Origin of the sequence: Streptomyces sp. NPDC058295, assembly GCF_042880655.1 — a bacterium.
Classification (GTDB): Bacteria; Actinomycetota; Actinomycetes; order Streptomycetales; family Streptomycetaceae; genus Streptomyces; species Streptomyces coriariae.
On sequence record NZ_JBHVYO010000047.1, the window covers coordinates 24,458 to 37,356 of the forward strand.

Genomic DNA, 12,899 nt, shown 5'->3' on the forward strand with positions numbered 1-12,899 from the left:
GGAGCTACTGCCCCGGATCGCCCGGGGTGCACGGACGCGGCGCGCCACGGTCGCCGCGGCCCTGCCCGGCGAGGCAACCGGGGCCTACGGGCCGAGCACGCTCGCCGTGTCGTGCATGGCGGTCCGGACGGCCGACAGGATCCGGTCGGCGGCCGGGACGAGGCAGGCGAGATACAGGTCGTGCTTGGCGCCGAAGTACTGGTGCAGCAGCGTCTTGGTGACACCGACGCGGGACGCGACGGCGGCGAGGGAGGTGCCCTCGTAACCGTTGCGCCCGAACTCCTGCGTCGCGGCGGCGAGGATCTGCTCCTCGCGCCGGGCCCGCGGGACGCTTTTACGGGCCGGTGGTCCCTTGGCCATGACGGCGCGCCGACTGAAGCCGGCGATCGTCCGAAGGCCCTGCTCCGAGGTGGACCGGAAACTCCGATGCTCGCGCCGCGGCGGCTCGGTAGGGTCGTTCTGTGCAGGTGCGCAGGCACCGGATACTTCGCCTGTCAAGCGGGAAACGCGGGTTCGAATCCCGCCACCGGCTTCGGCCGGTGTCGTCCAGCGGCCCAGGACACCTACGTTCCGTTGCCGACTCCGATCTCTGCACAACTCTGCGAACCCGGCAGCGCCGTACGTCGCGTGGCGGCTGTACGGCGTTCCGCCCCGGTCGCTCGACGCCGAGGCGCCGGCCGAGAAGGGCCGGCGCCTCGGGGTCGGTATCGGAACCGTCAGCGCACGGCGCCGATGCGTTCGACGCGCTCGTCGACGCCGTTGCGGAGTTCCTTCAGCGTGGTGCCGGGCGGGGCCACCGTCGGCGTCGAAGAAGGCGGCTGGGTCTCGTCCGCGCAGGTCTTGCCCTTGGCCGGGACCTTCAGGTCGACCAGGTAGGCGATGACCGCGTCCGTCGCGCAGGCGCTCCGCCCGAACGCGGTGTGCCCCTCCGCCTCGAACGTCACAAGCGAGGCGTTGTCGAGCTGCCGCGACAGCGCCACCGCGTCCTGGTACGGGGTGTCCGGGTCGCCGGTGGTGCCGAGGACCAGGATCGGTGCAGAGCCCTTGGCCCGGTAGGAGCCGTCGTAGCGGCTGACCCGCTCGCCGGGCCACTGGACGCAGGCGGTGGCGTGCTGGTGGTCGTACGTCGGCGGACCGTACGCCATCGCGGGGCCGAGCAGCGGCGCGTCCTTCGCGTTCGCCGTGACGTTCCGCTTCAGCCGGCGCAGATCGCGCGGGTAGTCCCGGTCGACGCACTCGACGGCCACGTTCGGGCCGAGGAAGTCGAAGCTCGCCGGGGACGGCGGCCGCAGCAAGAAGGAGGTGTTGTCCCGCAGTTGGGCCTTGTGCAGCGCCTCACCGAACGAGGGCCAGATGACCTTGCCCTCGTTGATGTTGAACATCAGCCGGTAGACCAGCGTGTAGCCGTTGGCCCGGCCGCCGTTCGCGGTCGGCACGGGATCGGCGTCCAGATCGGCCTTCAGCTTCTCGAACGCCCCGCGCGGGTCGCCGTCGCCGAACCCGCAGGTCGCCTGATCGGCGGCGCACCAGTCGAGGAAACGGCCCATCGCGCCGTCCAGCGCCAGGTACTGCGGCCGGTCGTAGGCGTACGGGCGGTTCGCGTAGTGGACCGGGTCGTAGGCGCCGTCGAGCGTCAGTGCCCGCACCCGCTTGGGGAACATGGCCGCGTACACGGTCCCGATGTACGACCCGAACGAACGTCCGTAGTAGGTGAGTTGCTGCTCGCCCAGCGCCTGACGCAGCAGGTCGATGTCCCGGGCGACGTACTCGGTGCCGATGTACGGCAGCAGCTCGCCCGCGTTGTCCTCACAGGCCTGGTCGAACTCGGCGGCCTGACTCAGCGCCGGTCCGTAGGCGTCCGGCCCGGGCACGCCCTTCGCCTGTGTGACCGCCTGGGTGTACCGCGCGTCGTCGAAGCAGGTCAGCGCCGAACTGCGGCCGACACCACGCACGTCGTAGCCGAAGACGTCGAACGAGTCGCGGAGCGCGGCGGGCAGGTCCGCGTAGTTGTTGCGCACGAAGTCCACGCCGGAGTTGCCGGGCCCGCCCGGCTGCATGAAGAGCGTGCCCTTGCGCTTCGTGCCGTCCGCGGCCTTCTTCCGGACCACCGCGAGGGTGATGGTCTTGCCCTGCGGCTCGCGGTAGTCGAGCGGCACGTCGGCGTTCGCGCACTCGAAGCCGCCCTGGCAGTCGCTCCAGGTGAGTGACGGCACGGGCGGGGTTCCGGGGATGTCCGGTCCGGCGGTCGCCCGAGTCGCCGTCCCCGTCCCGGCGACCACGAGTGCCGTCAACGCGGCTCCGAGGACGCCGAGTCGCCCGAAGCGTCTCGGTATGCGGTGTGGAGTTGTCATGGTGTCCTTCCCCCTGGGCTGCTGTGTCGCCGAGAGCTCACAGGTCACGGTGAGTCCGGCTAGCTGAACAGAGGGGGAAAACACGCGAGAGGTGCCACCGCGTCCGAACTTCCGCAGAAAATTTTCAGCACCTGATCGTCGGGAACGAGGCGACCGACGAGCGTGCCGGGCCCGTCGGGTGCGCGCGTGGTGCGGGAAGCCTCAGAGGTGGCGCAGCACGTTGACCACGCGGCCGTTGGGGTCGCGAACGAAGAAGCGTCGTACGCCCCACTCCTCGTCCTGCAGAGGGTGAACGATCTCCGCGCCGCTGTCCCGCATCAGCGCGTAGGCCGCGTCGACGTCGTCGACCTCGATGCTCATGTCGGGGGTGACCGGGGCGGCTTTGTCGCTGCTCATGAAGCTGACCTGCGCCGCCGGAGTGGAGGGCGAGGCAAGCGTCATGATCCAGCCCAGGTTCATGACTTCCTCGAAGCCCAGGAGGCCGTAGAACTCCCGGCTCTCCTGGACCGCCTCCGACTGGATGACGGGCATGACACGACGAACGGCCATCGACGACTCCTCATGGGATCGGACACGCATCCTGAACAGTTCAGGGGTCCTACGACCCTCCCACCTCCGCACCCCCCGGGCCGTCGACCGGCCTTTGATCGGCCGTCGAGGCCGATACCGATCGACGAGCACCAGACGTTCGTGCTCCGCCGGGCGGACCGGTTCGCACCACCGAACCGGTCCGCCCGGCCGCGCCCGTCGTCACCACAGTTCCGGGCTGCAGCAGGTTCAGCAGGTGATGGTGCCCTTGCGCAGCGCGTGTCCGCCGTCGTTGGAGTCGTCGGACCAGTAGACGGGCTTGGAGCCGGCGACGCACTCGTCGGAGCCGGCCGGCGCGAAGCCCTCGTTGTTGTAGTCGGGCATGCCGCTGGGACGGTCGTAGACCGCGCTGGTGGTGAACGTGCCGGAGGCGTCGACCTTCAGGGTGCGGTGCCGGCCGTCGCAGGTGTCGTCGCAGACGGCCCACAGACGAGCGGCCTGCGGCTCCCACTGGAGCTCCATCACCCCGGACATGCCGCTGCTGAGAGAGGCGACGCGGGTGTAGGAGCCGGAATCGGCGAGGACATAGCCGTAGATCGTGCCGGTGCCCTCGACACCGACGAAGAACACGCCGCCGCTGTGGGCGCCGTAGCGGGCCGGGTCGTAGACCGAGCCGGTGGTGGCGTCCTTGAAGCCGGCGCCGCTCAGATAGGTGTCGGGAATCCAGGTGATCCCTTCGAAGCCGAGGTTGGAGCCGGTCGAGGGCAGGTCGGAGGTGAGGTTCCATTCCCTGCTGGAGGTCAGGGTGGAGCCGCCGACGGCGACGTCGTACTTCAGCACCGACAGGCGGCTGGTGCCGGAGGCATCGCCGTTGCGCTCGCTCGCGACGAACGCCCCGCCGGCGGAACCGGAGCCGGTGAGGGTGACGCCCTCGCTGTCGGGGCTTCCCGAACCGCCGGGGAAGCGCAGGGCCTTGCCGGCGGACCAGCCACCGCTCGTGTCCGGGGTCCAGCCGCCGGAGCCGTCACGGACCAGGCGCCACAGCTTGCCGCTGTTCTGCGCGCCCCACAGCACGCTGCCCTCCTGGTACAGGCCACTGAGGTCCTCACCGAACACGTCGGAGGCGTCCGCCGTCGCCACGGTGCTGCCGCCGGGCCACGCCACCGGGGTCGTACCCCCGGCGCCGGTCCCGCAGTCGTTGGGGGCTCCGAGGGTCAGGGCCGCCTCCCCGAAGGCACCGGTCCCGTCGGGGCAGCGTGACCAGGAGGGGGCGGAGTGCTCGCTCCAGGCGAAGCTGTCGACCAGGGTGGTGCCGTCGGCGAGGTACAGGCGGGCCTCGTCGTCGGAGCCCAGACCGAACTTGCCGTGCACGTCGAACGCCCGGTACGCCCCCGGTGCCAGCGTGGTTCCGGAGGCAATCTTGTACTTGGAGCTGTTGTAGTCGTCCTTGAGGATCCAGCCCGAGACGTCGATCGTGGCGGTGCCCTTGTTGTAGAGCTCGATCGAGTCGTTGACGTCGCCGGTGGTCACGACCTCGTTGACGCGGATGTCGTCGGCGGCAGCCGCGTGGGCGGCCGGGACGCCGGTCAGGGCGCCGACGGTCAGCAGCGGCCCGGCGACGAGGAAACGGGTAAGACCACGGCGCCGACGGCGGGCGATCGATGCAGTCACGAAGTTCCATCCCGAAGTTGTCATGGGCAAGGCGGCATGACGGTCCCTGAGCAGGCCGAACACGACGCCTGCGGGGAGTCGGACGGCCGGTGAACGACGGGCGAAGCTTGCCCGCCCGCGCCCGCGCCCGCGCCCGCCCGCGCCCGCCCGCGCCGCCCGAGCCGGGCACGGCCGACGACCGCCCATCGCATTCGGTCGCCGGGGCCGACCGCTGAGCAGAGCCCGCTGTCCGCACGAACTCCGCGCCCCGGCGGGTATGGGACGGGCGGAGGCGCGGGTACGGGTGGACGCCCAGCCGCAGGAGCAGATGAAGACGTCCACCTGCTCGCTGCCGCTGCTCGCCACCACCAGGTCCTGCGTGCCGTCGGACGTCAGCTCGGCGGCCGTCGCCTCGCAGGCGCCGTCCGCCGCCGGTTCGACGGTGAGATTCGGTCAGCTCAACCCCGGCCGCCTCGCCCCCGGCGCCCCGCTGGTGCAGGGCATGAAGGTCGCCTTCACCGGTGACACCCGCACCGCACGGGAGCAACTCATCGCGCGTTCCGTCGCGGCAGGACTGAATGTGATGAGCTCGGTCAGCCGCCATACCAGCGTGCTGGTCACCGACGAGTCCGATTCCGACAGCGCCAAGTGCCGTGCGGCACGCAGCGCAGATGTGCCCGTGATCACCGAAGAAGCCTTCCTCGGGCTGCTCACCGGCGTGCGGCCCGGTACCGGCCACGCGAACCCCGCAGCGCCGGCGTCCCCGCTGCCTGCTCAGCGACGTACCGGCCAACCGGCTTCCGCCGCACCGCTGTCCGGGCGGCGGATCCTGGTGCTGGGCGGCCCTCACGACCACGCGTCGGCGCAGCGCGCCCGCATCGCGGAGCTGGGCGGAGCCGCCGCCGTCAATCTGTCCGCCGGCGTCACGGACGTGGTCCTTCTGGCCGATGGGGCCGGGGACCGCCGTATGCCCCACATCACGGCACGCCAACTGCCCATCCACGACGCCGACTGGCTCGCCACGCTCGCGCAGCCATCGGGTACCGCCGCAGAGGTGACGGCCGAGCCGGCCGGCGCCCTGGTCCTTCCCCGGGGTGGCGTCCTCGACCTTCCGCCTGCATACGACGGCGCCGGAGCGTGGACGGTGACTGCGTCCTGGGGCCATCAGAGCGGCTGCGAGATCGACGTGGTCGCCTTCGCTCTCGACGAGGACGAACAAGTCTCCTGCGACGAGGACTTCGTCTTCTACGGAGCACCCCAAACACCCGACGCGACCGTGCGCCTGACCACCGAAGGCCCCAGCGAACAAGCCGTCACCGTGGACCTGACCACCCTTCCCGACGCGGTCCGTAAAATCGTCATCGCCTCCGCCATCGACGGATCCGGGACGTTCGCCCAGGCCGGAGCCATCGAGATCACCGTCGCCCAGGACAACGGCGCGCGCGTCGTGGCCCAAGCCACCCTGGACGCCGCGACCACCGAACGAACGCTGCTGCTCGCCGAGATCTACCGGCGTGGCCCCCGATGGCGCGTCCGCGCGACCGGCCAGGGCTACGACCATCAACTGGCCGACCTGGCTCGCGGCTTCGGCGTCGACGTCAGCGGCTGACCTCTCCCACCCTCCGGGGCCACACCGGTCCGTGACGTCTGTGCCCGTGACGGCATGGCGGGGGAGCGCCCGCATCGACACTCCACCTGCTGCCGTGCGTCACGAGGGACGTGGAAGCAGGGTCGGCCGGTGAGGACTCGGTTCACGCCGGGCGTCGTGGCCCTCTAGGGCCGGGCCAGGATCGAGCCTCCGTCGCGTGAACAGTCCCTTGTAGATGTGTCCGGCTTGGCCCGGCCCTTCTCCTGCCAGGTGGGTCAGAGTGCGAGGGATTGCTGGGCTCGGCTTGTGGCGGCGGACTGCTGTGCGGTGAGGAAGCCTTTGATGACGGGCCCGGCCCAGCAGTGTCACGGTGCGCCGTCTCGTGGCGAAGTGAGATCCCCGGACCCGGGGCCGGTATCCGCAATGGCCGGTCTCGCCCCCTCAGCGCCCGGAGAGCGATCGAACCCCGCTACGACGGGCCAAGAACGGGATCGATCCCGGCCAGGCTCTCGCACAACCGGCGGGCCCCCCGGGCAACACGATCGTCGTTGTCGTCCGACATCTCCCCGCAGAGCCGCAGCGCCTCGTCCAGGTCGTCCGAGAAGATGCTGAAGACATCGACTGTTGCGGTGTGGATCCAATCGGCGTGGTTGTCGTCGGCGCCTGCCAGCGCGGACGCGACTATCGCCAGTCCGGCCCTGTCGTTGCGCCGAAGCAAGCCCTCCGCGGTCCGCCGGGTGACGAAGGTGTCACCAGGGTCGAGCACAAGCCCCAGCAGCGGCTCCACGGCCTCCTGCATCTCGGCGAACCCTGCCAGACTGTGACCGGCATCCGCCCGGTCACGCCAGTCATCGCTTCGCCCGAGCGCGACCAGCGCCACGACAGCCGCACGCCGCAGGTCACTGCCCACTTACTCACCCGCCCCTCCCGCAATTGCGGTGAAAATATCATCGAGGCGCTCTACCGGATGATCGCCCGGGCAGGTCCAGCCCGAGAGCACCGAAGCCAGGTGCGCAGAGGCCCCCTTGGCGGGGCGCCTGACCTGTGGCGGCGAAGGCTGAGCGTTGTCGGCGAAGTCCGGTGAGCGCGCGGGGGTGCTGCTGCTCAGCGCCTCGTCTCGTACCTGGTCAGGACCACGCCGCCGGGCAGCGTCCGCGTCTCCACCAGGTTCAGGTTCACCCAGTTGTCCAGCGCGGTGAAGAACGGCGTGCCGCCGCCCACCAGAACCGGATGGGTGGCGATCGCGTACTCGTCGATCAGTCCGGCGCGCATGGCCGCTCCGGCGAGCGTTGCGCCGCCGATGTTCATCGGGCCGCCGTCCTCGCTCTTGAGCCGGGTGATCTCGGCGATCGCGTCGCCGGTGACCAGGCGGGTGTTCCAGTCGACCTTGTCGATCGTCGAGGAGAACACCACCTTCGGCGTGTCCCGCCAGTTTCGCGCGAACTCGATCTCCGCCGGGGTGGCGTTGGGCTGCTGGTCGCCGGTCGGCCAGTAGGAGCTCATCGTCTCCCACAGCTTGCGCCCATACAGGGACAGGCCACTCGCCTGCTCGTGGTCGAGCCACCACTGGAACAGCTCGTGGCTCGGCGGTCCGCTCCAGCCGATGTCGTCGCCGGCCGCGGCGATGTAGCCGTCCAGGGTCAGGTTCATGCCGTAGATCAGTTTCCGCATGGCGCAGCCTTCCGTCCGTGGGTGTCCGGCGTATAGACCAGCGCGGCGCGTGAAACTCATCGGTGCGCGATCTGGGCTCGCCGGTAGTCCTGGTGCTCGGGGCTCCGCGTGGTGTACTCGGCCGGCACGGGCGAGCCGCCTCTGGACCCGAAGCTGGCCAAAGAGGCAGAACCTAGTCGGGGACCCCCGGCATGCCCCATCGGGCGTTCCTGTCCTGGACGTGGGCTCTCGGGCACGTCCTCCGCCAGGTCGTGAGTGCCGGGGCGCGGCCCGGGCGCCCGAAGAGGAGCCGCTTCCCGCGCAGGCGCAGGCGGAGCTTCGCCGAGTCGACGACGTTGTCGTGGATGATGAGCACCCGGGCCACTTGGTGGGGGTCGTGTTCGGTGATCCGTCCGCCGACCCGCCGGAGGCGGAGCCTGGCACGGCCGTCGGCTTCGCCGACGACGATCCGTGCCTCGACCAGGCGCCGCCGGTCCCACACCCGGTACGCGATCTCCGCGAGCACGTAGGCCGCAGCCGTGCAGGCCGCCCACCTGGCGTCGGAATACGCCCACAGCACCAGGACGAACAGGCTGGCACAGCCGGCCGTCACCGCCGTGCGCCGTAGCCGCGGAACGGTCCGCGTCCCCCTGTCCGCCGCGTCCCAGAGCAGATCCTCGCTGATGACCATCCCGTCATCATGGGTTCCGGCCAGCGTCCTGAGAAGCCTCATGATGCAAGCCGGGTTCCGGCACGGGCCGGCGTCACGGGGGAGTCAGAACTCGGCCGAGCGAGAAGGGCTTTCGGCCGTACAAGCTCCGCCCGAGGAGCTCGATTCTTCGGACGAGGTACTCGACCGCGCCCCCGACAAGCGGCCGCGGCCGCCGTCCGGACCCACCGCCGGCTCAGGAGACCCCTGCCCGGTATCGAACGACGACCGCCGTGCTCCTTTCGTGGGAGACGAGTGCGCCGACCCCGAACAGGGTGTGCGTGCCGGGCGCCGCCGCCAGGTCCGTCAGCCAGAGCCACTGACGCCTCAAGGGCTTCGCCTCCGTGGCCGTCCAGCCTTCGACCCCTGACGGGGCGTCGATGCCCAGGTAGCGCCCGGCGGCGGTGCGGCGCAGCCAGGCGCCCAGCACCAGCCCTCCGGAGCCGTCGGGGACCACCGGCTGTATCGCGGAGCCGAATGCGGGGCTGGGCGGGTAGGGGGCGCTCTTCCACCGGTGGCCGTCCCAGTGGAGGAAGAAGTCTTCGAAGGGCGGGTCGGTCGGCTCCTCGTCCTCCGGCTCCCAGGTGTGTGCCCCGACCGCCCAGACGTCGTCCGCGGCGAGGACACGGACATGGTCGAGCGTGCTGATCTCTCCGGGCAGCGTGCCGTTCCGGGTGAAGCGGTGCTCGGGCAGCAGCGTCTGCTGCCAGCCGTGTCCGTCGTAGCGCATCGCCGCGAGCTGGTTCGGAGCAGCGGAGGGTACGCGCGTGCCCACGGCCCAGACGTCGTCCGGGGACGAGGCGTCGAGATCACAGACCCAGATCGGCAGCACGGTCCGCTGCCAGCGTCGGCCGTCCCAGTGCTGCAGAGCGCCCTGGCAGTCGACCGTCCAGGCATCGCGCGGGGACAGCACGTGCAGAGTGGTGATCGGGTAAGGGGCGGCCGTCCGGTGCCAGTGGTTGCCGTCCCAGCGCATCGCCAGGCGGGGCCACAGGGCCTCCGGCTGTTCGGGGTCTTCCGAGGGCGGCGGACACCGCTGGTTCGTGTCCCCCTCGGTCGGCGGGAACGGCTTGGGATCCCGATGGTGGATCCATACGTCTTGCGGGCCCGACGCCGCGACTTCCAGGTCGGGGTCGTCGCGGAGTTCGACGGGCAGCGGCACGGGGCTCCAGCGGCCGACGGCGTAGTGCAGCAGAATGCCGTGCTGACGGCCGGACTCTTCCGTGCGTCCGACGGCCCACGCCTCGTCGGCGGAGACGGCGACCAGGCTGCTGAGGTCGGAATTCGGCGCCGTGCTGCGGTAGTCGAGCTGCCACGCGCCTCCGTCGCCCTTCGGCTTGACCGCCCGGTCCGACGGGCCCGGGGCGCCGCTGCAGCCCGCCACCACCAACACCAGGCCCAGCAGCACCGCCGCGGCCCGCAGACCGTGGCCCCAGGGCCGTCCGGCGATCGGCTCGCTCACACGTCCCCCCATCCCTGCGAGAGGGACAGCATGGCAGAGGCGCTCGCCGTCCGGCTCTGACGGAACCGTCTCAAGCAGTGGCGCGGCCTGGCCATGCGAACGGACAAGCTCGCCATCGCCCACGAGGGCGCACTCCACCTCGCAGCCATGTTGATCTGGACGTGCCTACGGAAGACTGAGGACGTCCCGCTCGCCAGGGAAGTCCTGGCTCATGACCCGGCGGAGGTGTCGCCTGCCCTCACCCGGCAGTCCTCGCACCTCCCGGACCTCTTCGCGACGAACAGACGCCGATAGACCGTCACCTCGTGCCGAGGGGTGCGGGCAGTGAGACTTCGACGGCCTCGCCGTGGTCTTCCTCGGCAGGGCAGGGCGTTCCGCGCTTACTCAACCGATTGGTTGACAAAGCGGCGGGCTCGATCCTACCCTTATTCAACCAAGAGGTTTAATAAGGGAGGTGGGGAGTGGTCGACGACCGGCTGTCCCGGGTCTTCTCCGCGCTGGCCGACCCGACCCGGCGCGACATCGTCGCGAGACTGGCAGGCGGAGACGCCACGGTGAACGAACTGGCCGAGCCCTATGACGTGACCGTTCAGGCCGTGTCGAAGCACATCAAGGTCCTGGAGGACGCCGGCCTCGTCAGCCGCACCAGGGAAGCCCAGCGGCGGCCCTGTCACCTCGAAGGTGAGGTGTTCGACCTGATGACGAAGTGGATCGAGCGCTACCGCCGTGAGGCGGAGGACCGCTTCCGTCGACTCGACGCTGTGCTCGAGCAGATGGAGGAACGGCCCGCGCAGGAAGACTTGCCCAGGGAGGAAGCATCATGAGCACCACAGAGGCAGACGGTCGGCTCGAGACGCGGATCGAGGCCGACCCGGCGCTGCCCACCATCGTCATCACCCGGGAGTTCAACGCCTCGCCGGACCGTGTGTTCACGGCCTATACCGACCCCGACCTCGTCGTCCAGTGGCTCGGCCCGCGCTGGCTCACCATGCGGATCGACGAGTACGACGCCCGCAGTGGCGGCGCCTACCGCTACGTGCATCTCGAGGACGACGGCACCGAGTACGACTTCCGCGGCGTGTTCCACGAGGTGCGCCCCCATGAACGCATCGTGCAGACCTTCGCCTACGACGGTTTCCCGGACAGCGTCAGCCTGGAGAAGGCCGTCTTCGAGGACCTCGGCGGCCGGACCCGCGTCACCACGACATCGGTCATGGAGTCCATCGAGGCCCGCGACGCGATCATCAAGAGCGGTATGCAGGACGGCGTCCGCCAGGGATACGAGCGGCTCGACGAGCTGCTCGCGGGCCGTGAGGGCGGCAAGGATGACCACAGTGCCGACTCCGCCGAGGAGCTTCGGACCGACGGAAAGGGCCTGAACCCATGACGAGCGCAGCCGAAGAGCACCGACTCATCGCAGGAGCCTTCACGGAGCGCGTCCGCGGCGTGCGCCCGGCGGCATGGGACAACCCGGCGCCGTGCGAAGGCTGGGTCGCCCGGGACGTGGTGCGCCACCTCGTCGAATGGTTCCCGGCCTTCCTGAAGTCCGGGGCCGGCGTGGAACTTCCCCAGGGGCCCTCGGTCGACGACGATCCGGTCGCGGCCTGGACGGTCCACTGCGACGGGGTGCAGGCGCTCCTCGACGACCCGGCCACAGCGGGCAAGGTCCTGTCGAACCCCCATATCGGCGAGGTTCCGCTCGACCAGGCGGTCGACCGCTTCTATACGGCCGACGTCTTCATGCACACCTGGGACCTGGCGCGGGCCAGTGGCCAGGAGGAGACCCTCGACCCCGTCAGGTGTGCCCGGCTGCTCGACGGGATGCTGCCGCTCGACGACGTGCTCCGAAAGAGCGGGCAGTACGGACCGAGGGTCGAGGTTCCCGAGAGCGCAGACGTGCAGACACGCCTGCTCGCCTTCATCGGGCGCACACCCTGAGCGATCCGGCCGCGACCGCCGTCCCCGTGGTCAGCCGTCCTTCGCGTGCGTCAGGGGCCGCGCGGACCGGCGCGGTGGTATCGAAGTAGCGAGGCGGGCGCAGTGTCCCGGCGATCGTGAAGTCGTGACGCTGCGAGATCACGGACGCGAGTGGCTTTCTTCAGCGTCCCCCTTCATCGGAGCGGCTACCGCCGACTGCCACGCACCCGGGCGCATGCCTGTCGCCTTCCGGAAGAACACGGAGAAGTTGGACGCGTCGGGGAAGCCGAGCGTGTGGGCGCAGCCTGCCGCGGTAAGGCGGTCGTGCGCGAGGAGCCGTTTGGCTTCCAGGACGGTCCGGTCGACGATGTACGCCTTCGCGGTGCGGCCGGTGGCCTGCTGCACCGCTCTTGAGAGCGTGCGGGGCGCGTATCCCAGAGCCCGGGCGTAGTAGCCGGCGTCGCGATGTTCCCGGAAGTGCGCTTCGACACGGGACCGGAAGAGCCCGAACACCGCATTCGTCGACCTTGCGTCGCTGTGCGGTGGCCGGAGCCGGGCGATGAGCGCGGAGAGCAGGATCTCGGGCAGCTGCGCCGTTGCGTCCGTGGGCGGGGCGGATGCTTCGAGGAGGAGGTGGTTGCGCGCGGTGTCGACGAACGGCCAGTCGGCGTCGGGAACGCTCCACTGCGCGACCAGGTCCGCGCACGCGACGAGCTCCCGGGTGGCGTGGGTGACCGGCGCGGTCGGGACGAACAGCACAAGGTGCCCTGCCACGTCGGCGATGTCGTCCCACCGGTGCACCGCGCCAGGAGCGACCCACACCGCGGACCGCTCCCCGAGCGGGTGCCGCAGGAAGTCCACCGTGACGGATCCGTGCCCGGCGTCGACGACGGCGATGACGTGGAAGTCGGCACGTTGCGTACCGCCGTCGTTCAGCTCGCGAAGGCGGTCGAACGTCATCGTCTCGACAGCTGCGGCAGGGCGCCCGACGGGCTGGTAGGTCAGCTGCCGGATCACGCTCATGTGTCCATTTTCCACCATCGG

General features: G+C 70.4%; 13 protein-coding genes and 1 tRNA gene. 5 read left to right on the forward strand and 9 right to left on the reverse strand.

Annotation, left to right across the window (positions count from 1 at the left end; all coding sequences use genetic code 11):
• Positions 1 to 84: 84 nt before the first annotated feature.
• A complete protein-coding gene (locus tag ACFVYS_RS35260) occupies positions 85 to 360 on the reverse strand; it encodes a TetR/AcrR family transcriptional regulator (protein ID WP_389508801.1) in 276 nt (91 codons plus the stop codon).
• A 103-nt stretch (positions 361 to 463) separates the two neighbouring features.
• Between ACFVYS_RS35260 and ACFVYS_RS35265 the strand changes: the two genes are divergently transcribed.
• Positions 464 to 532, forward strand: a tRNA-Ser gene (locus tag ACFVYS_RS35265).
• A gap of 184 nt (positions 533 to 716) precedes the next feature.
• Here ACFVYS_RS35265 and ACFVYS_RS35270 read toward each other — a convergent pair.
• The 3 genes from ACFVYS_RS35270 to ACFVYS_RS35280 all read right to left on the reverse strand — a co-directional run bounded on the left by ACFVYS_RS35270 (position 717) and on the right by ACFVYS_RS35280 (position 4,550).
• On the reverse strand, positions 717 to 2,351 hold the full coding sequence (locus ACFVYS_RS35270; RefSeq protein WP_389508802.1) for an alpha/beta fold hydrolase: 1,635 nt from the start codon (positions 2,349 to 2,351) through the stop codon (positions 717 to 719).
• Between the two features lie 201 nt (positions 2,352 to 2,552).
• On the reverse strand, positions 2,553 to 2,900 hold the full coding sequence (locus ACFVYS_RS35275; protein ID WP_142270368.1) for a VOC family protein: 348 nt from the start codon (positions 2,898 to 2,900) through the stop codon (positions 2,553 to 2,555).
• 228 nt (positions 2,901 to 3,128) lie between these two features.
• On the reverse strand, positions 3,129 to 4,550 hold the full coding sequence (locus ACFVYS_RS35280) for a lamin tail domain-containing protein (RefSeq protein ID WP_389508804.1): 1,422 nt from the start codon (positions 4,548 to 4,550) through the stop codon (positions 3,129 to 3,131).
• A gap of 307 nt (positions 4,551 to 4,857) precedes the next feature.
• Between ACFVYS_RS35280 and ACFVYS_RS35285 the strand changes: the two genes are divergently transcribed.
• The gene (locus ACFVYS_RS35285; RefSeq protein WP_389508806.1) at positions 4,858 to 6,138 is read left to right on the forward strand and encodes a TerD family protein; all 1,281 of its coding nucleotides are present in this window, start codon (positions 4,858 to 4,860) and stop codon (positions 6,136 to 6,138) included.
• 448 nt (positions 6,139 to 6,586) lie between these two features.
• Here ACFVYS_RS35285 and ACFVYS_RS35290 read toward each other — a convergent pair whose 3' ends face one another.
• The 4 genes from ACFVYS_RS35290 to ACFVYS_RS35305 form a co-directional block, all read right to left on the reverse strand.
• On the reverse strand, positions 6,587 to 7,027 hold the full coding sequence (locus ACFVYS_RS35290) for a hypothetical protein (protein ID WP_389508808.1): 441 nt from the start codon (positions 7,025 to 7,027) through the stop codon (positions 6,587 to 6,589).
• Between the two features lie 194 nt (positions 7,028 to 7,221).
• Complete coding sequence (locus ACFVYS_RS35295; RefSeq protein WP_389508810.1) at positions 7,222 to 7,788, reverse strand: dihydrofolate reductase family protein; 567 nt, start codon at positions 7,786 to 7,788, stop codon at positions 7,222 to 7,224.
• 172 nt (positions 7,789 to 7,960) lie between these two features.
• Complete coding sequence (locus tag ACFVYS_RS35300) at positions 7,961 to 8,458, reverse strand: hypothetical protein (protein ID WP_389508812.1); 498 nt, start codon at positions 8,456 to 8,458, stop codon at positions 7,961 to 7,963.
• A 214-nt stretch (positions 8,459 to 8,672) separates the two neighbouring features.
• Positions 8,673 to 9,938 (reverse strand): hypothetical protein, encoded by a 1,266-nt coding sequence (locus tag ACFVYS_RS35305; protein WP_389508814.1) that lies wholly within the window; start codon positions 9,936 to 9,938, stop codon positions 8,673 to 8,675.
• A 461-nt stretch (positions 9,939 to 10,399) separates the two neighbouring features.
• On the opposite strand from ACFVYS_RS35305, the gene ACFVYS_RS35310 reads away from it, so the two are divergent.
• From ACFVYS_RS35310 to ACFVYS_RS35320, 3 genes are read left to right on the forward strand one after another with little or no spacing between them, the layout of a single operon-like run.
• Positions 10,400 to 10,762 carry an ArsR/SmtB family transcription factor gene (locus ACFVYS_RS35310; RefSeq protein WP_389508816.1) on the forward strand — a complete coding sequence of 121 codons (363 nt, stop codon included), beginning with the start codon at positions 10,400 to 10,402 and terminating at the stop codon, positions 10,760 to 10,762.
• Complete coding sequence (locus ACFVYS_RS35315) at positions 10,759 to 11,325, forward strand: SRPBCC family protein (protein ID WP_389508818.1); 567 nt, start codon at positions 10,759 to 10,761, stop codon at positions 11,323 to 11,325. The genes ACFVYS_RS35310 and ACFVYS_RS35315 overlap by 4 nt, the downstream gene beginning before the upstream one ends.
• Positions 11,322 to 11,876 carry a TIGR03086 family metal-binding protein gene (locus tag ACFVYS_RS35320; protein WP_389508820.1) on the forward strand — a complete coding sequence of 185 codons (555 nt, stop codon included), beginning with the start codon at positions 11,322 to 11,324 and terminating at the stop codon, positions 11,874 to 11,876. Before ACFVYS_RS35315 ends, ACFVYS_RS35320 begins: the two co-directional genes overlap by 4 nt.
• A 138-nt stretch (positions 11,877 to 12,014) precedes the next feature.
• On the opposite strand, the gene ACFVYS_RS35325 is transcribed toward ACFVYS_RS35320, so the two are convergent.
• Positions 12,015 to 12,878 (reverse strand): helix-turn-helix domain-containing protein, encoded by an 864-nt coding sequence (locus tag ACFVYS_RS35325; RefSeq protein ID WP_389508822.1) that lies wholly within the window; start codon positions 12,876 to 12,878, stop codon positions 12,015 to 12,017.
• Positions 12,879 to 12,899 lie beyond the last annotated feature (21 nt).